Origin of the sequence: Sporosarcina thermotolerans, from assembly GCF_030067815.1 — a bacterium.
GTDB classification, from domain to species: domain Bacteria; phylum Bacillota; class Bacilli; order Bacillales_A; family Planococcaceae; genus Sporosarcina; species Sporosarcina thermotolerans.
The window spans coordinates 3313293-3329968 of record NZ_CP125968.1 but is presented as its reverse complement, the minus strand read 5'-3'; the positions used below and the strand labels follow the sequence as shown (position 1 = coordinate 3329968).

Below are 16676 nucleotides of genomic sequence, written 5' to 3'. Positions count from 1 at the left end.
TGGACAATAAAAAAGGAACACCTGATACAGGTATTCCAAGTTGATCATTAGTTTTGGATGTTGAAAGTACTGAAAACCTTTGGCATTGTATCGCCAGATGACGTATTACCAGCCGGTGTTGCAGACGCATTGGATTGAATCGATAGCCCTAAGACAATTGCAAGTAACAGAATAGAAAGCACTTTCTTCATTATAAATCCTCCCATTTCACTATTTTTCTATAAATATTACCATAAGTATTAGCTTCACGGTAATAAATAGATGACAGCTTATATTTCCTATTGTAATAGTACCAGTCCGCTAAAGCAATGCAATACTTATGAGTTAATTTAAATTCCTGAATATCCTTAAAGTATTGAATTGCAGCTAAGGCTATTTCCTCGGATAATCCTTCTTCACTATGAAGTGATTTGTAAAACTTAAAGTGATGCAAATAGGATTGTCGACCTTCCACTTCTGATTCTTGGATTATATCTATGCCTATATTAGCCCACTTTAGCACGAGGGCTTTTTCTGCTCGCTTAGAATGTTCCATAATTAAGCATAATATCGAAATCAATTTTTCATTATCAACAACTTTGCTGTCATAACTTTTTTTGAAGTATAAAATGGCTTGTTCACTATTACCCATGATGCTGTTAAGATTGCCGATATTGTGATAGATAATACCTTTTTGATCGTCAAGATGGAATTCTTCACAAAGTTGCATTGCCTTTGAATAAGCCTCCAAGGATTCTTCGAACTGTTCATTTAGTTTTCTGGTAACTCCGATAATAATATAACATTCCAAAACTCGGTTCATTTGCAATGTTTCCATGAAATAATTAAGGGCTTTTCGTATATATTCGATAGCGACAAAAGTATTTTCATCTGAGGTATATAGAATAGCGATTACATAATAGAACTCTGCTTTTTCCCAATCCCCAAGAGGAATTTTATCCAAATCCTCTACAATTTCTTCAAAATATGATATTGCCTTCTTTCGTATACCTGAATTATAGTAAAACAATGCCTGATTCAGTAAAAATAAATACTTTTGATAAGTGTCAAAACCATCAACGGAATCACTTAAAGCTTCAATCTCCCTACTTATCTCTTCGAAGTTTTTCCCTAAAATAATTCGAAATCTTAGGGTGATCAATAAATATGTATAGTATAGGGAGTCGTTTTCAAATAACGGACTATTCTGTAGCAAGTAATCAAGTTTTTTCTCTGTAAGCTCAACACTCCTTGAAGTGATTACTAATTTATATGTTGAGAGTAGCAATTCCTTGAATTCTTTTTCAGTTTTAACATCTTTCTTCTGCAATTTCGCCGGATCTATCCCTAAACGATTAAATAACAGCTCCGCGATGTCTTCACTTGGTTCAATTAAATTTCGTTCAATCTTAGATAGGTATGAAGGCGTACAAATGCCTTTTGCAAGGACTATTTGTTTCATATCTTGACGTACACGTTCAGCACGAATCAAATGACCTATTTTCATATGCCTACCCCTCTCTTTATTATCATAGTACATTATCAGTATAAACCAAATCAAATCAATTTGAGAAATATTAATTGAAATCGGCAAAAAAATAGGCTTTTCTAACAAAAATGTCCCAACAGGAAAAACTTCAAACTGCAATCTAATCATGTTATGTTTAATACAGCAAGATTGAAGGGTATGCTATTAAGGACTTTTTGCTTACAGGTGCTGTGGATTTTTGTTTGTTACTAATGTATCTGGGTCTAATATATGAAGCATCAGAATTGAGACGATTAAAGAGGAGTGTGAAGGAATATGATGATTATGCCTACAGAAAACGAGAATACAGCAGAATTCCTGGACATCGAACTCATGGAGATGAAGTTGGAACTGCTACAATTTGTGAAGAACATGCAATCGAAGGGATTCTTGAAAACGGTTGACTATCATGAGTTGTCTAACACATTGGAAATGTAAATTAAATAAAAAATAGGAAAGGTGAAACGGATTTTGCAAAAAAGTTCCGTTTCACCTTTTTAATGTCTTGGGGCATATAATTTGATTCATATAAAAATTTCAAATACCCCGATCAAGATTAACAGTAGTCCGCCAATACGTTCCGCGTGTTTTCCGAAAAAGGTGTTTCCGATTGTATGGCCAAGCCTGACTCCGATAGCGATTGAAATGAATGAGAAGAAACCGACGGAAATTGATGTGGATAAAGGAGGAATTCCCGTAATTCCTGCACTGAATCCGATTGACAGACAATTGAGGGCCAAAATGAATCCTAAAACGACAGATTCCTTCCAATTGATGGATACAAGTTGTTTGGTTTCTTCCGTACAATTTGTTGATTTCAAGGTAACCCATAATCCGAGCCCAATCAGAAGAATGCCACCAATCAGATTGGAGAAGGAAAGCGTTAAATAGTTTGATAGGACATTTCCAGTAATAATCGAAAAATATGCAGCAGCCATCGAAATTATGGAGATGATGAGGTTGTAAATGAACGGAATACGGTTGGACCGTAAGCCGTATGCCATACTGATTCCCAAATTATCTATATTTGCAGCCACACCAATCGCAATAATAATGAACAAAAACACAATAAATCCCCCCGCGCTCTAAATGTATCTATTCATTATCTATATGGTTCGAGTGACGGGGAGGGTGGGCAATTGTTATCGGATATTGTGATATAACGCGAAAAAGCTGTTTTGAGGTCAGAAAATTGACTTCAAAACAGCTTTTTTATTCTTATAACGATTCCCTCGTTTTTTTGGCTCCAATAATCATAAGCCCAACTGAGCTTGTGATATTGAAAAGAACCGCGACAATCAGCAGGGTCATCTTTAAACCCTCCGAAAGCGAAAGTGTTAATGATAGTACAAGTGACACACTCCCAATCACTAACAGGATCAGTAAGATTGGCATTTTTGACGACATAAGGTTGTCTCCTCTTTAAGAACTGAATCTGTTCATTTCTTTATATTTATTTAATTAGTCATTTGGCGATCGGTGGCTTTAGAAGTGATTCTTTACTATTCTTTATGCATTCCCTCCACAGTATATCATAGGAATCGAGTTTCGATAAATTTACAAAGCGTATTGTACCCAATATTAAAAAGCAAAAAGCAGCCCATTGTGGCTGCTTTTTTGATGTCTAAGAAGACTAAAAATACTTCTGATTAAATTCTTTTATACCGGGAAGTATGTAATTTAAATGATATGTGGATTGCGAGTATCTATGTATACGCAAACGTTTGCGATCCATAAATTCCTTGGATACGCCAACAGTTATTGATATTCCATTTTTGAAATATACTTTGGTTCTATTTTTCTCCACAGCTTTTAATGTGAAACAATCGCTAAGAATCCAAACACAGTCACCAGTATTAGACGCGGCTGTTTGGATAAATGCCCTGTTTGTTGTTTGGCCGTTGGCTGGATAGAATCCTCCTTGTAAGGGGGTACCCTTTTTCTGTGAATGACCAAGTAGTTCTAAAGGGGTTTGCTCGGATAGAAAAATACCTTCAGGTGTGATGATCTCCGATACGGAACCATTCGAGTTTGCCCATCTTAATGCAAGTGCATCTTTGTCAAGACTCACACTTTTACAGTACATAAACGAATCCTCCTTTTTACATAAGTCTTATGTATTATAACATGTAAATTTTCTAAACAATAATAAAATTACTTCAATTTTTTCGGAATTCATAACATTACAGTATAACGTACATACATTGGCTTAATAACATTATAAATAATAATTTCTTGTTGATTTTTGACGCTTTTAACGCACATTTAATTTCAAAGATTATACCTCCCGCGAAAAATAAATGTTTCCCTATTCTTTATCAGCATCCGACAGCATAAACTGTCGATGCGGGTAACTTCAATTCGTTTGCTGACGATTTTCAAGGGCGAATGGCATATTTTATCAAAAACATTTAATTTTCTAAAAGGAATAAACGTCGTATAGTAATTGAAAAGGTCCCTTATAAGGAGGAATTGAACGTGGCTAAGAAGATTGTAGCGATAGTCCTTGCAGTTTCTGTTGTGGCATTCAGTTTTGCGATTTACGGAGGAGTTAAACCTGCTGTAGAACTGCTTGCTTCATTTGAAAAGCAATATGTGCAGCATAAAAGCGATGTCCAACTCGTGAAAATTGAGGTTGGAGAGGATCTGATAGGACAAGTTAAGAAGTAACCGGAGGAATAAAAAACGGCAAACCTAAGAAATGTCTGCCGTCTTTTGCGTTCTGTCTTGCAAGGCGGTCGGTTGCGAGGCCAATTGCAAATTACACCTTTTGGCTATTTATTCTATTAAATGAGTTATAATCACTACTCTGAGATAGAGTATGGTTTTTGTATTAATTAAAATATAAAATAGATCAAAACTTTAATGGAATGTCTATGAGATGTATGGATTATTATGATTCAGTACTGATTTTATGGCTTCTTTTATTTCTTCATATCCTGTACAACGACATATGTTTGATTGTAACCAGTTTTCAATTATATAATCATTAGCATCAGGATGAATTAGGCTAAGTGCATGACAATTCATAATAAAGCCAGATGTACAATACCCGCATTGAAAACCCCAATGCTCTAAAAATGCTTTTTGAATTGGTGCATTCTTCAACCCTTCAATTGTAGTGATTTTTTGATTTGCACTTTCACAAGTTAACATAAGACATGACTTCATTGGCCAATCGTTCACTAAAATTGTACAGGCACCACAATCACCATTTTCACATCCTGGTTTTGCCCCTGTTAGTCCTAGTTTATCACGAAGGGTGGTTAGAAGTGTTTCGGCTGACCTAACAATTACACTACTTTCCTCGTCATTGATAGTTAAATGTATATTCTGTTCCATGTTATTTCTTTTCTCCCTTAAGCTCCAAAATTGTCTCTTCCAATGTATTGTATAGGACAAATTGCCTATAATCTGCGGATCCATGTAAATCATTGAGGATCGGAGCAGGAATATTCTTGATAGCCCTCATAATTCGCTCTTCTATTGGCAACTCTTTTCTATTCAATTCTCTCTCAAAATTCGTGGAACGAAAAGGAAAATCACATAATCCGCTAATAGCTATTCTAATTTGGTCTTCTATTTTTATAGCAGAAACCGTTAGAAGAGGGTAACTGATTCGATCAATTCTCGTCTCTTTTTTACTGACAAATGGTAATTTGAGATAATTTTCAGAAACAAGAATTTGTGCGATGAACTCTCCAGGCATTAGATTGATTTTCCTATTGAAGGCTTCATGAATTGAAACTTGCCTTTGCCCATATTCTCCCCCTACTACTAACAAATCACTATCTGTAAGTAATAAAGGTAAGACTGCTTCCTTGTATTTAATATGTCCAGAGATATTTCCACCTAACGTAATTTTAACTCTAGCTGTATGATCTGCTATTCGACTACAGTTCTTACTTAACAATGGGAAATCATTCATTTCTTCGATTTTTGCTAAAGGAAGGGATGAACCCAAAACCAGTTGGTTATTCCTAAACACATATTCGTTACACTCTTTAATTTCTTTAATATCAATTACAGCCTTTGTCTCAATGCCATTTATTCTCGACATTGTAATTATTTCCGTACCGCCATTATAAAAAAGCGGTTTCTTTCCTTCTGTGTATAATTTTCGATAGATTTTAACCGCTTTTGAAATAGAAGAAGGCTTATGATATTCAAAATTAAATGGAATCAAATTTTGCCCTCCCTCTTCCTTTTCCATATTTCCTCCGGGACTAAGGGCAGTTGATTTAAAGGAATATCTGCTGCTTTAGATAGACTGTTTGCGAGTGCAGCCGGCATCCCTATTAATCCATGCTCTCCGCAACCTCTCGCGCCATATGGAGCGTTTAATTGTGGTGATTCAATAAATTCAACAACGTACTCTGGATTTTCTCCATAGCGAAATACTTTATAGGTGCGAAACTGATTATTTTGTAAAATACCAAATTCATTAAAAGAAAAAGCCTCTCTACTTGCCCAACTAAGGCCCATGCTCATTGCACCTGTTACTTGCCCTCGAGCCCCTTTAGGGTTTAATACTTTTCCGATATCAATGACTGATATAGCCTTAATAATCTTATACATATATGTTTTGGTATCAAATTCAACTTCTACAGCCTGGGCACCTACTGTCCAATCTGGTCCTGATTGGCCTTCTCCTGTTTCAGGGTTAATAGTCGTTAAATGTTGCATAATGTAACTTCCACGTCCTATTATGAGTCCTCCTATTGAATGTCCGTTCGGGTATTTATAACCATTTGCAATGTCCTTTACATGTACGAATTGTATTGGATTACTTTTCAAAAAAACCCTTTCATCCGCAACATCCAGATCTTCAGGAGAACAATGTAATACGATGGAAGCAATTCTACATAATTGCTGAATTGCATCTTCTGCTGCCTTTAAAACAGCATTTCCTACCATATTAATCGAGCTACTAGCAACAGTTTTCCAATGCTTGGGATTTACTTGCGTATCGACTTCCATCATGACATGTATTCTACTTGTATTCATTTTCATTCTTTCAGCTAAAATTTGTGCCAATACTGTTTTTGTTGCTTGTCCAATCTCTACTACACCACAACTAAGATTTATACTTCCATCTTTATTGAAAGTAATGATAGCACCAGAAGAAGCATCGGTTGGAGTTATAGATGTTTTCCAAAGACAGCTTATTCCCTTTGTTCTAATCAGTGGATCAGATAAGTGTACTTTTTGACCCTCGTCCCAGCTGATTAATTCTTTTAATCGATCGAGGCACTTAGAAAGATTGCCTATGTTACTCTGAGTAAGAAGTGTTTGTGAGGGTGTTGTATCGCCAGGTTTTAAAGCGTTTTTCATTCTCAATTCGATTGGATCCATTTGTAGCTTTTCAGCGAGAAGTTCCATTGTCCTCTCAATGGGAAAGGTAAGCTCTCCATGTCCAAACCCTCTAAAAGATGTAACATACGGGTGATTCGTATAGACACAAAAGGAATCACACCATACATTGTCTATTTTATAAGGTCCTGTACAATCCAATGCTGCGCTTTTCGTTATATCTGAGGCTTCGTCAACATAAGCACCAGAATCGAAAGAAAACATAATCTCAGCCAGCATTAATTTTCCTTCCTTAGTTGAACCAAGTTTTACTTTCGCATTTAGTCCGATATGCACAGGCGAAGTTGTCATGTCATCTTCTCTTGAATTAACTAATTTAACTAATCTTCCTTCTACGGCTTTCGAGGCTGCAAAAGCAATCAGTTCAAGCTGAACTGCAGCTTTCCCTCCAAAACCTCCTCCTACTAAAGGGGTATGAACAATTACTTCATTTTCATTAATTGAAAAATACTTGCTAATTTGTTGCTTTACTTTAAAAGGGGCTTGGCTAGAGGTGTGAATAATCACTTCTCCTGAGGGCAAGATTTCCGCTCGAACAGCACGAGTCTCCATCGCAGCATGATCAGATTGAGGTATTGAAAATTCTGCTTCTACCATTACCTCACTTTGTTCACGTCCTATTAAGATATTCCCTTTTCTGACTTTAGTTCGGTTAGCTATGTTTGTTTTTGCTTCTGGATATACTTGTTGAACTTGATAATACTCCATTAACCGTTCATGTACTAAAGTTGGTGTGCTTTTTAATGCCTCCGAAATTGAATTGACAACTGGAAGGGGCTCATACTTTACCTTGATGAATTGACAAGCATATTGTGCTTCATGTTCACTGTTAGCAACAACGATAGCAACGGCTTCTCCAAAATATCGAACTTTTTCATTGGCCAATATTGGGCGATCATGTATAATACTTCCCGTCAAAAAAGGCATATCCTGTCCAGTAATGACAGCTTTTACACCTGAACACTTTTTAGCATCTGCTGTACAAATAGATTCTATTTTGGCATGAGCATAGGAACTTGTCAGTACTTTTGCATATAACATACCAGGTGCTGTAAAATCCCCAGTATAATGAGCCGTTCCTGTAACCTTATTCATTCCTTCTTTTCTAAGAACACTCTTACCAATCACGTTTAGGATTATCTCCCTTCGAAAACATTCAAAAATATGGATTTGGTGGCATAATTTATTATTTGCGTCTTTGACTAGTTATAAACATAAATAATTTAGCATACTTTACTTTTTCAGTGCGTAGTCTTTAAACAATTCGCGAAATTCCGAGAGCGCCTGTAGTTAATTTCATTTGTTTAAAATTATCATGTGGGCATGGAAATATTTAAACTCGAAAAGCACTGTCGATAATAGTGGCGATTTAAATTGATCAAGTGTACGAATTAGGTCCTTCCGAATCAATCATGATTGATTCCACACGTCCGCATTATTGGTACAACTATACTGACAAAGAGGTCAGACTGCTTTGTGTTTCCTCAGAAGTGAAGGGTGAATAAAAGACAAGAAGCTTTGATATTCTCGTTCAAGGCTTCTTGTCTTTTTTATTTTTATCTTCTCGATGATATTCCGAAACCTGTACAACCCGTACTTTTCCAGTATGCAACTCATGATAAATTCCACGGCTGTCTGTAAATGAAACATAATGATCCCGCTCGTTTTGTACAAGTTTTTGAGCGCCTTCCATTGAGTCGGTGTGAATAAAACGTCTTATATAATGCTCTTCATCAAAGAAATATGTTATTTTAAATTCCTGCATGGGATGGGGCTCCTTTACTTACAATTTTCTACATTATTTCTTGGGAAATGAGAAACCGTTATTTTATATACCTTTCCCTCTTTAAAGTGGATTCATGCCGGATTATAAATGATGCATTCTGACAAAAAGCGACATATGGGAATAAAAAAACCGGAAGAAATAGAATTTCTCCCGGTTTAAAACACACCTTATTTTTCACATGCATAGCCATCTTTATCGCGGTCCATTTTTGCTTGGTAAGCAGGATGGCTTTGTGGAACGCCGCTTGGATATTTCTTCCGAAGTTCTGTACAGTTTTTGAAGATTTCCTTTCCTTCGGTGGTAGTGCTTAATGTTGTGTTAGGAGAAGTAGCCGGTTTAGACGCGGATCCTCCCGTTGATGCAGATACTTTCGAACTAACTGCGTCACTATTGAATCCAGAATCCGTCGCGTAGTTTTCAACCGACCAGATACCAAGCCCTTTTTTCTTTGCTACTGCTTGCGCTTCTTCGTAAGGTGTCAGATGACGTGTGTTTGGCGGATACACATACGCTACCCGAGCCAAACCTTCCGAAAGCAATGTCTCCTGAACACTTTTCCCGTCGACATAGATGTAAGCAAGCAATCTATCGTATTTATCATAACGTTCCCGACATCGAATTCGATTGATAGTTCACCGCTATTCACCAATTGCCGATTACGCTCCTTGGCTTCCTCGCCAAACGGCTGCTTGCCAAGCTGCGGGTGACTGGTTTCAGGCGTGTCAATCAATAAATATCTGACGTTTACCTCTTGCCCGTTATAGAGAATCTTAATCGTATCCCCGTCGATTGTTTTAACCAATTTGACTGGTATATGCGCTGTTGTACCCGCCGTTTCGGTCTTCTTCACGGGAGCGGGTTTAGCAGTGGTTTCCTTTTTCTCAGATGAAGCGTTAGCCACAGTGTTATTTTTTGGAGCTTCTGATTCGGTCACTATTGTTTTATCTTTTGAAATATCTTCTTTTGAAGTGTCTTCAATAGATTCATTTTCTTTTGGTGTTTCCTGATTCTTAGTTGTTTCAACCGTTGATTTTTCATTAATATCTACATCCGGTGCACTTGCGCACCCAGTTAGAATTAGCAATAATCCGACAATAACTGATAACCAAACTTTCAAATTTATAGGCCTCCAAGTATTTATAAAATCTATTCTAAACCATCAATTAGTATATCGGAAAAATAAGTAGAATGCGAGTAGAGAGTGCCTCCCCAAAATATCACAATGTCACCGCAACCAAGAAATTCCTACGACGACTCATCGATTTTCTAATTAATCCGAACCGGATTTTGTTGTATGATAGAACGTATGGTTTTAATTCGGAGAAGGATCAAAAGGAAAGGAGGGTGTCGTGGTGAAAAGCAATGAAATGATGAATGAAGTGATGAGATGTCGTCTCGATATGACACATCGGGCACGTAAGGAAATCGGGAACTGGGCAATTGACGAGAATGAGCTCTTTTCCATGCAGGAACATTTTGCTGTCTACATCGAAAAACTCCCCGCCAAACAAGAGAACATGACATTCTCCTTCTATTTCGACCCGGAAGCAAATGCACAGCTTGCCAACCACCTGAAAGAGCGGGTGGCGGTTATGGAATGCGTCTATAAAAATGAAGGTTTCCTTGCGACAAATTTCCGAGTGAAAGGTCGAAAAGAGCCTGTTCGGACGAATCGCCGGCTTGGCGTCCGCCTGAAATTCGCGGTCAACCAGCGTACGGGCAGTTCGATGCCAATCGAGTTGTATACGCGCCTTCGGGAGTTGCCTGTTGCGCAGGAACGTTCGGAATATGTTGAAAAACGCATTAAGAGCTGGGAAGGATACTTGCGGATTGAGGAGAAGAATGCGGACGTTGCTGATATAACTGCCCATTTTTCGCAGGCACACGTTAATGAATCCTTTAACCAGCTAACAATCACATGCAGTGGACTTGATGCGAAAGGTTGGGTGCAATCACGGGTTTCAGTGCGAAACTCAAAGGTTCGGGTGATGATCTCGGAAATGTGGTTGATGTGAATCGTGGAAAACGCACCGTTAAAATCGAGTTAAGCCGGAAGTATCAAGCGATAGCGCGACGAGGCTCTTTATTGCCGAAAGATGCACGGGAAATTGTTTTCAGCAATTTTGCGGAATTAAGCCAGATCCGGCGGCTGCGGAGAGGATTTAAGGATCTTCAGGACGGTTTCGCGGCAAATCCGAATTTGGAGAAAATCTTATTCGAAGAACGCCCAGTTGTCCAAATTACGAACAAGCGACTGGAGCTTGAGTTCCATCATGCGTTAAACGAATTCCAACAGGACGCTGTCATTGGCGCAATGTCGGCGAATGATTTATATGTCATTCAAGGACCTCCAGGAACAGGGAAGACAACGGTGATTTCGGAACTTTGCCATCAGTTGATGAAGGCGGGGCACCGGACGCTTGTCGCTTCTCAGTCGAATTTGGCTGTCGATAATGCGCTTGGGCGCTTGCTGTCCGATCCTGGTATCCGGATATTAAGGTATGGACGAACGGAAAGCATCGAGGAGGAAGGGAAGCGGTTCATCGAAGAGAATGTTGCCCTTCATTGGCGTGATGAAACATTGGCAGCAGTGAATGAACAGCGGGACAAACGCGATGACCGTAAACGACAAATTGAACTCGAACTGGAACAGAATAAGGTAGAGATCGAGCGTCTTAAGGCGGAATTGGAAGTTGCAGAACGGCAGATAGTCGAAAAACATGCAGCTGAAGTGGAAGCAAGTGATTTGTCGAAGCAGCTTGAACCATTGCGTCAAAGGGAAAAGGAACTAACCCGAGAACGGATTGAGATAGAGGAGCAACAGGCGGAGTTATCCCGATTGATAGAAAAACTCTTCATCGAAATACAAAGTAGTGAAAAGGCTGTAGCTGACGCTAAAATCAGTCCTGAGATTTATGAAAAAATGACGAAAACAGATCGTAGCCTGACGACACAGCGTAAAATGCTCCGCTATTTCCAAACGATTGAAGCCATTGATTATGCAGAAATGGCTTTCCGGAGGTTGAAAGAGGAGTCGGGCATAATTGAAGCGAAACGTGGACCGTTGACTCGGTTTTTGGAACAGCTGTCTTCAGTGAAGAGGCTTCAGGAGTTAGAGGAACTTTATGCAGCTCATCAAATCGAGCCATCACTTCCTGTAAAACTTGAAATCAATGCACTCCAGCGTTTACGTGTAGAAATTATTAATGGAACGTATCCGTATGCTCTTCTTGAATGGAATGAAGTGGCGGAACGTCTGTCGAACGGGATTGAATACGCGAAGAAGATTCTCAAAAAGTATTATTATCCCGTTGAAGAAGTGCGGAGCAAACAGAATGATAAATACAAGACGCCTGAAGAGATGCATGAAATGCTTGATAAAATCAGCCGTTTCTTCGTTTTGCCAGCTACTAAAAAAACATTGGCAATGCCTGCGAGCCCAGAGAAAGCTGCTTTATTGCATCGGCTTGCCGAGAATTTGGCTTATTTATATGGGAAAACTGAGGAAGTTAAAAAACATTCGGTAACTATAAAGACGTCATCTGATCGTGAGGCGGCGGGGCGATTCTCGTCGTTGAAATCAGAAATCATGGATGAAATGAGGGCTGAGCTTGCCGAATTGACGGATGTTGAGGAAAAGGCAAACCGGGAAATCCGCGAACATGTGGAACAACTACGCGGATTAAAGGATGAAAGTCTAACGCTTGCCGATCTTTTAGACGAGCATATTAATCGACATGATGTGGAAAAAATGATTGCGGAACATGAAAAGGAACTTGCTGAATTTGAGAAGCGGAAGGATTTATTCCAAAAGGCTGAACTTGCTTTAAAGGAGAACATCGAAAACAGAGAGTCTGCTGCAGATCAGTTGTCGAATTTACAGGAAACCTTGGAGGCACTTAGTAAGAATGAGTCCGAGTTGGCGATTGAGATTCAAAGATGTGAGGGTCGAATTCGGGATCTTCAGGAAATCATCGAATCTGAACCTGAAAAGCGTAAACAGGAAATCGGTGTGGAAATTGAAACAAAACAAACTACAGCTGCTGTGTTACATAAAGAGCTTGTGCAATTGCCTATTGCAGGTGCCTTGCAGGATGAATGGAGTAAGTTGTTAGGAAGTGCGAGTGAATTTGACTTGGATGAAATCCGAAAGCTGTATGTGAAGCATGCAAATGTTATCGGGACGACTTGTGTCGCTTCGGCTCGGCGTGATTTCATGGAAGACTATCCGAATTTCGATGTTGTCATCATCGATGAGGTGTCGAAAGCGACGCCTCCTGAGCTCCTACTGCCAATGCTGAAAGGGAAAAAGATTGTCCTTGTCGGGGATCATCATCAGTTGCCGCCACTTGTTGGCCGGGAAACGATGGATGAATTCATTGAGGAAATCAAGGATCTTGAAGAGAAGAATCAATTGCGCGGGATGCTGAAGGAATCGCTTTTTGAGCGGTTATTCAGAAGCTTGCCGAAGCAGAATAAGACGATGCTTGGTATTCAATATCGGATGCATGAGGAGATCATGGAGACAATCACTCCGTTTTATGTAGATGGGAATTATCGGCTACAATGCGGGTTAGAGGATTCTGACGTCGCGCGAGACCATCTACTTTCATCACGGTTCCTAAGTCGCGATGACCATCTGTTGTGGTTTGATATGCCGAATAATCCTTCCTATTTTGAGGCTCAAGTGAAGGGCGGAACGAGTCTTTATAATGAAGCGGAATTGCAAAGGGTTAGGGAGCTGCTTCTTGAAATTGAGGAAGCGACTGAAGTTGCGAAGAGCGAAGATCGACTAAAAGCAGATGCGAAGAAAAGCGTTGGTGTGATCAGTTTCTATGGTGAGCAGGTGAAGCGGATTGATCGGCTCATCGAACAGGAAATCATGCCGAAGCATTTGCATTGTAGGACTGGTACTGTTGATAAATTCCAAGGTATGGAAATGGATATTATCATTTTGAGTTTCGTTCGGAATCATAATCAGCCAAGTGGAACAATTGGATTTGCCGAGGATTACCGACGGTTGAATGTTGCGTTATCGCGTGCCAAGGAATTGCTGATCATCGTTGGCAGTTCGGAGATGTTCATGAACCGGCCGAAAAATGCGGAGACGAAGACCATGTATACAAGATTGGTGGAAAAGGTGAAATTAGGTGGAGGATTCAGGGAGTTCGATTCGGTGCTGGAAAGGAATGGGTAAATGGACGTGGAAAAACATCTTCGGAATGAAATACTAAGAGACCCGAACGTGAAACTGCTTGCCACGGAAAAATGGGCATTGCCGATTCAAGTGATTGATGTCGAATTCGAAACGGTGAAGAGGACGAAGATGGATGTCCTAATGAAGATGTTGTTAATTGCATTTAAGACTTCGGAGTTTTCTTCTGTCGAAGTTGTGAGCGACATATTGGTAGTGGAGCCGTTATTCGTCCAAGACATCACCGATCGAATGAGCCGGGCTGGATTGATTGTGAAAAATAGCGGTGTCTATTCCTTGACCGAAGCCGGAAGGCAACAATTGGATGCCGGGATTTTTGTCGAATCACCCGAGATGAGGAAGCGACAGTCTATTATAGTCCGTCGCATACCTGCTTTTTGACCGGCGAACCGGAAGATGCGGAAGGGAAGGCATACAGATATGCTGAGGAATTCCGCCATGTGAATAAAATTAGTGAAGCCGAATGGCGTGCTGCACTCGATCAGATAGATGCAACTTCTGTAGAAGGCGACGCGCAAAAGGTAGTCCATGCCATATCGTCGGTTAACGAGCTACAAAGGATTTCGGTCCCTTGCCTGGAGTTTCAATTACACCAAACTGCTGAGGACAGGTTGTTTGCGAGAGTATGGAACACGATGACGAGCCAGTGGGACGAAAAGCTTGAAGTGCAAGTCATGGAGAGGGAAATTACGGAATGGCGGGAAAAGTATTTAGGGGAATAGGAAAATGAAAAACACCCATGGTGAGAATCCATTGGGTGTTTTACTCTTTCAATTTTCGAGCCCCGCTTCTGATTCGTCCAAAGGGATCAGCTCGTAGCCTTCATACCCGTTTTCAATTAGAGGGCGATCCACATTCCGGGCCTTTTCAAATTTTCCATTCATGTAAAGTAATAGCGCACCTTCCTGAACAGCATGGAAATACTTTTTTGCCTCGCCATCCGTGAATCCGGAGTCATGCAGCATACTTCGGACATTTTTTTCTCCTGCCAGAAATCCCATGAAACGATTGAACAGATTAAACGGAGAATCCGGGTCAGATAGTGTAGCATGACGCCTGAGTTCATCCACTGCCTTTTCGTCTTTCATGACGATATACAAATCCTGCTCTTCAACGCCTTTATCCAACAGTTCTTGAATTTTGTAAATTAGGCGCTCCTGATTCGGAAAACTGCCAATGAATGTTTTTCTCATAGTTCAACCTCCTTGTCCATCGTTGTTTTCGAAAATACCCTTCTTGACGGAAAAGGAAACAATTGATTTATTTTAATAAATGGGGCAGTCTAAATAAAGTTGCGTTGTGATACGGTGTGTTTATGTTGTGATACGACGACTTTAGATTGTGATACACCGCATTGTGTTGTTCATCCTTACGTTACTCAACCCGTTTTTCTTATCCTCCAAATCACGCCTGTATTAGGCAATGCAGCCTCGTCGGAAAATAGTCCGAAATCGGCCACGTATAGAACATCTTCCTCACCGAAAACTGCATCGATTGGCCGTTCGAAACCACCGCTATTAGAGAGGGAGGCTGGAAGGCCACCTCGGTTAATGGCAAATGGAAACACTTCGCCTGTTTGCATATCAATGCGGGAAACGCGATGTCCGACAAGGGGAAGCAATCTACCACCCGTTGTTATCGGTTCGTCGGCTCCGAACTCGGCAATGTACACATCTCCGATCGGACCGAATGCAGATTTTTCATTGAAGCTGAACCCCATTGTGGCGGAGTGTGGCGGGAATACGGTTACAGGCATTGGTGGTTGCATCGGATGTTCCGCAAATAGGAATTCAGGTTGCTCTTCGTTTTCCGGCTTGAACTGTGGCATTGTCAGAGGAAGCCCACCCGTGTAATCAGGAAATCCATACCACATTCCTGGACGTATCCATTGGAATTCATCGGGGGAATTGGCAACGGGACGACTTCCACGGACATCCATTCCATGGTTCGCGGCGAATAGCCGATCATAACTATCAAAATGGATTCTGAATGGATTTCGCAAACCCCATGCGACGAGCTCTAAATCGGAGCCGTCCGGATTCGCTCGCAGAATGCTGCCGCTTGCGCGAACGATGCCGTTCACCTTTTCTCCGGGATAACTTGGAACGCCAAAAGGTGAGTATGCCCCGTATCGACTTCTTGATTGCCATCTGAAAATGTTGTAGTTGTGAAGTTTTGTCCTTTTAATGTAATGTCGCTGCCCGTGTAATCATGAAAGAACGGATGCTCTTTCACCCAGTCATTGTCTAATCCAACGACTCCACTATTGGTCGCAGTCCCTTGCCCGAAATACATTTTACCATCCCGGCCAAACACCACACGGTTATTATGGTGATCCCCGTTGCTCGGTAGCCCTTCAATAATGTCCTTTTTCGTTCCGTCAGGCAGGATCATCGTCACATAACGTCTATGCGCAACGTAAATATTGCCCTGATACACTGTAATTCCCGTCAAAGGTGGGTTAAATCCATCTGCTATGACTGAAAAGCCATTCTCCGTCTGTTTTAATACCTTTCCATTCCCATCCGCAACCCCTGAATCAGCGACAAGCATCTCGCCATTCTCCGTGAAAGTGATGTTAATGGGGGTCGTTAAATCCGTTGCAAACACATCAATTTCAAAGCCATGTGGTACTAAAATATCTTCCGGATTCAGCCTACGGGACAATGAATTAGTCGTCATTTCCTTGTTAATCAAAACGCAATGCCTCCCTTTCATACCTCTATCAATCTATTCAAGAATCGGGTAACAGGTACCTAATGTTAGGGAATATACTAAGGAGAAGAAGGCAAAAG

The 16676-nt window shown here is 40.3% G+C and carries 18 protein-coding genes and 1 pseudogene; 6 read left to right on the top strand and 13 right to left on the bottom strand.

The genetic code is table 11. From position 1 onward, the window contains the following. Positions 1-47 precede the first annotated feature (47 nt). Entirely contained in the window at positions 48-191 is a 144-nt protein-coding gene (locus tag QNH10_RS18670) for a hypothetical protein (protein ID WP_283732759.1), read from the bottom strand. After that, positions 191-1627: a tetratricopeptide repeat protein gene (locus QNH10_RS18665; RefSeq protein WP_283732758.1), complete on the bottom strand. Its 1437-nt coding sequence runs from the start codon at positions 1625-1627 to the stop codon at positions 191-193. Before QNH10_RS18665 ends, QNH10_RS18670 begins: the two co-directional genes overlap by 1 nt. A 156-nt stretch (positions 1628-1783) precedes the next feature. Here QNH10_RS18665 and QNH10_RS18660 point away from each other — a divergent pair, with 156 nt between their 5' ends. Beyond that, complete coding sequence (locus QNH10_RS18660) at positions 1784-1945, top strand: hypothetical protein (protein WP_283732757.1); 162 nt, start codon at positions 1784-1786, stop codon at positions 1943-1945. 86 nt (positions 1946-2031) lie between these two features. On the opposite strand, the gene QNH10_RS18655 is transcribed toward QNH10_RS18660, so the two are convergent. The 3 genes from QNH10_RS18655 to QNH10_RS18645 all read right to left on the bottom strand — a co-directional run bounded on the left by QNH10_RS18655 (position 2032) and on the right by QNH10_RS18645 (position 3593). Next, positions 2032-2574, bottom strand: coding sequence for a manganese efflux pump MntP (locus QNH10_RS18655; RefSeq protein ID WP_283732756.1), 543 nt, complete (start codon positions 2572-2574; stop codon positions 2032-2034). Between the two features lie 151 nt (positions 2575-2725). Then, positions 2726-2914, bottom strand: a complete 189-nt coding sequence (locus QNH10_RS18650; RefSeq protein WP_283732755.1) for a hypothetical protein — start codon at positions 2912-2914, stop codon at positions 2726-2728. A gap of 226 nt (positions 2915-3140) precedes the next feature. Beyond that, the gene (locus QNH10_RS18645; RefSeq protein ID WP_283732754.1) at positions 3141-3593 is read right to left on the bottom strand and encodes a competence protein ComK; all 453 of its coding nucleotides are present in this window, start codon (positions 3591-3593) and stop codon (positions 3141-3143) included. A gap of 392 nt (positions 3594-3985) precedes the next feature. Here QNH10_RS18645 and QNH10_RS18640 point away from each other — a divergent pair, with 392 nt between their 5' ends. After that, entirely contained in the window at positions 3986-4177 is a 192-nt protein-coding gene (locus tag QNH10_RS18640; protein ID WP_283732753.1) for a hypothetical protein, read from the top strand. Positions 4178-4381: 204 nt separating this feature from the next. Here QNH10_RS18640 and QNH10_RS18635 read toward each other — a convergent pair whose 3' ends face one another. The 5 genes and pseudogenes from QNH10_RS18635 to QNH10_RS18615 form a co-directional block, all read right to left on the bottom strand. Beyond that, positions 4382-4849: a (2Fe-2S)-binding protein gene (locus QNH10_RS18635; protein ID WP_283732752.1), complete on the bottom strand. Its 468-nt coding sequence runs from the start codon at positions 4847-4849 to the stop codon at positions 4382-4384. Position 4850: 1 nt separating this feature from the next. Further along, a complete protein-coding gene (locus tag QNH10_RS18630; protein WP_317940255.1) occupies positions 4851-5720 on the bottom strand; it encodes an FAD binding domain-containing protein in 870 nt (289 codons plus the stop codon). Beyond that, entirely contained in the window at positions 5690-7975 is a 2286-nt protein-coding gene (locus QNH10_RS18625; protein ID WP_283734693.1) for a xanthine dehydrogenase family protein molybdopterin-binding subunit, read from the bottom strand. The genes QNH10_RS18630 and QNH10_RS18625 overlap by 31 nt, the downstream gene beginning before the upstream one ends. A gap of 436 nt (positions 7976-8411) precedes the next feature. Further along, positions 8412-8645 (bottom strand): hypothetical protein, encoded by a 234-nt coding sequence (locus tag QNH10_RS18620; protein ID WP_283732751.1) that lies wholly within the window; start codon positions 8643-8645, stop codon positions 8412-8414. Between the two features lie 188 nt (positions 8646-8833). Continuing rightward, a pseudogene (locus QNH10_RS18615) lies at positions 8834-9783 on the bottom strand (thermonuclease family protein). Between the two features lie 235 nt (positions 9784-10018). On the opposite strand from QNH10_RS18615, the gene QNH10_RS18610 reads away from it, so the two are divergent. Genes QNH10_RS18610 through QNH10_RS18595 form a run of 4 tightly spaced genes read left to right on the top strand, consistent with a single transcriptional unit; the run spans position 10019 to position 14603 of the window. Next, positions 10019-10681: a hypothetical protein gene (locus QNH10_RS18610; protein WP_283732750.1), complete on the top strand. Its 663-nt coding sequence runs from the start codon at positions 10019-10021 to the stop codon at positions 10679-10681. Then, entirely contained in the window at positions 10609-13863 is a 3255-nt protein-coding gene (locus QNH10_RS18605; RefSeq protein ID WP_283732749.1) for an AAA domain-containing protein, read from the top strand. The genes QNH10_RS18610 and QNH10_RS18605 overlap by 73 nt, the downstream gene beginning before the upstream one ends. Beyond that, a complete protein-coding gene (locus QNH10_RS18600) occupies positions 13864-14262 on the top strand; it encodes a hypothetical protein (RefSeq protein WP_283732748.1) in 399 nt (132 codons plus the stop codon). Then, positions 14259-14603: a hypothetical protein gene (locus tag QNH10_RS18595; protein WP_283732747.1), complete on the top strand. Its 345-nt coding sequence runs from the start codon at positions 14259-14261 to the stop codon at positions 14601-14603. Before QNH10_RS18600 ends, QNH10_RS18595 begins: the two co-directional genes overlap by 4 nt. 48 nt (positions 14604-14651) lie before the next feature. Here QNH10_RS18595 and QNH10_RS18590 read toward each other — a convergent pair whose 3' ends face one another. From QNH10_RS18590 to QNH10_RS18580, 3 genes are all read right to left on the bottom strand, one after another. After that, entirely contained in the window at positions 14652-15074 is a 423-nt protein-coding gene (locus tag QNH10_RS18590) for a YflT domain-containing protein (RefSeq protein WP_283732746.1), read from the bottom strand. A 185-nt stretch (positions 15075-15259) separates the two neighbouring features. Next, positions 15260-15964 (bottom strand): PQQ-dependent sugar dehydrogenase, encoded by a 705-nt coding sequence (locus QNH10_RS18585; protein WP_283732745.1) that lies wholly within the window; start codon positions 15962-15964, stop codon positions 15260-15262. After that, positions 15961-16578 carry a PQQ-dependent sugar dehydrogenase family protein gene (locus QNH10_RS18580; RefSeq protein WP_283732744.1) on the bottom strand — a complete coding sequence of 206 codons (618 nt, stop codon included), beginning with the start codon at positions 16576-16578 and terminating at the stop codon, positions 15961-15963. Before QNH10_RS18580 ends, QNH10_RS18585 begins: the two co-directional genes overlap by 4 nt. Positions 16579-16676: the final 98 nt, after the last annotated feature.

Bases quoted from the DNA above. Each gene is read 5' to 3' on its own strand.
- QNH10_RS18670 (WP_283732759.1), bottom strand. From the start codon at position 191: ATGAAGAAAGTGCTTTCTATTCTGTTACTTGCAATTGTCTTAGGGCTA.
- QNH10_RS18660 (WP_283732757.1), top strand. From the start codon at position 1,784: ATGATGATTATGCCTACAGAAAACGAGAATACAGCAGAATTCCTGGAC.
- QNH10_RS18650 (WP_283732755.1), bottom strand. From the start codon at position 2,914: ATGTCGTCAAAAATGCCAATCTTACTGATCCTGTTAGTGATTGGGAGT.
- QNH10_RS18645 (WP_283732754.1), bottom strand. From the start codon at position 3,593: ATGTACTGTAAAAGTGTGAGTCTTGACAAAGATGCACTTGCATTAAGA.
- QNH10_RS18635 (WP_283732752.1), bottom strand. From the start codon at position 4,849: ATGGAACAGAATATACATTTAACTATCAATGACGAGGAAAGTAGTGTA.
- QNH10_RS18630 (WP_317940255.1), bottom strand. From the start codon at position 5,720: ATGGAAAAGGAAGAGGGAGGGCAAAATTTGATTCCATTTAATTTTGAA.
- QNH10_RS18625 (WP_283734693.1), bottom strand. From the start codon at position 7,975: ATGAATAAGGTTACAGGAACGGCTCATTATACTGGGGATTTTACAGCA.
- QNH10_RS18620 (WP_283732751.1), bottom strand. From the start codon at position 8,645: ATGCAGGAATTTAAAATAACATATTTCTTTGATGAAGAGCATTATATA.
- QNH10_RS18600 (WP_283732748.1), top strand. From the start codon at position 13,864: ATGGACGTGGAAAAACATCTTCGGAATGAAATACTAAGAGACCCGAAC.
- QNH10_RS18590 (WP_283732746.1), bottom strand. From the start codon at position 15,074: ATGAGAAAAACATTCATTGGCAGTTTTCCGAATCAGGAGCGCCTAATT.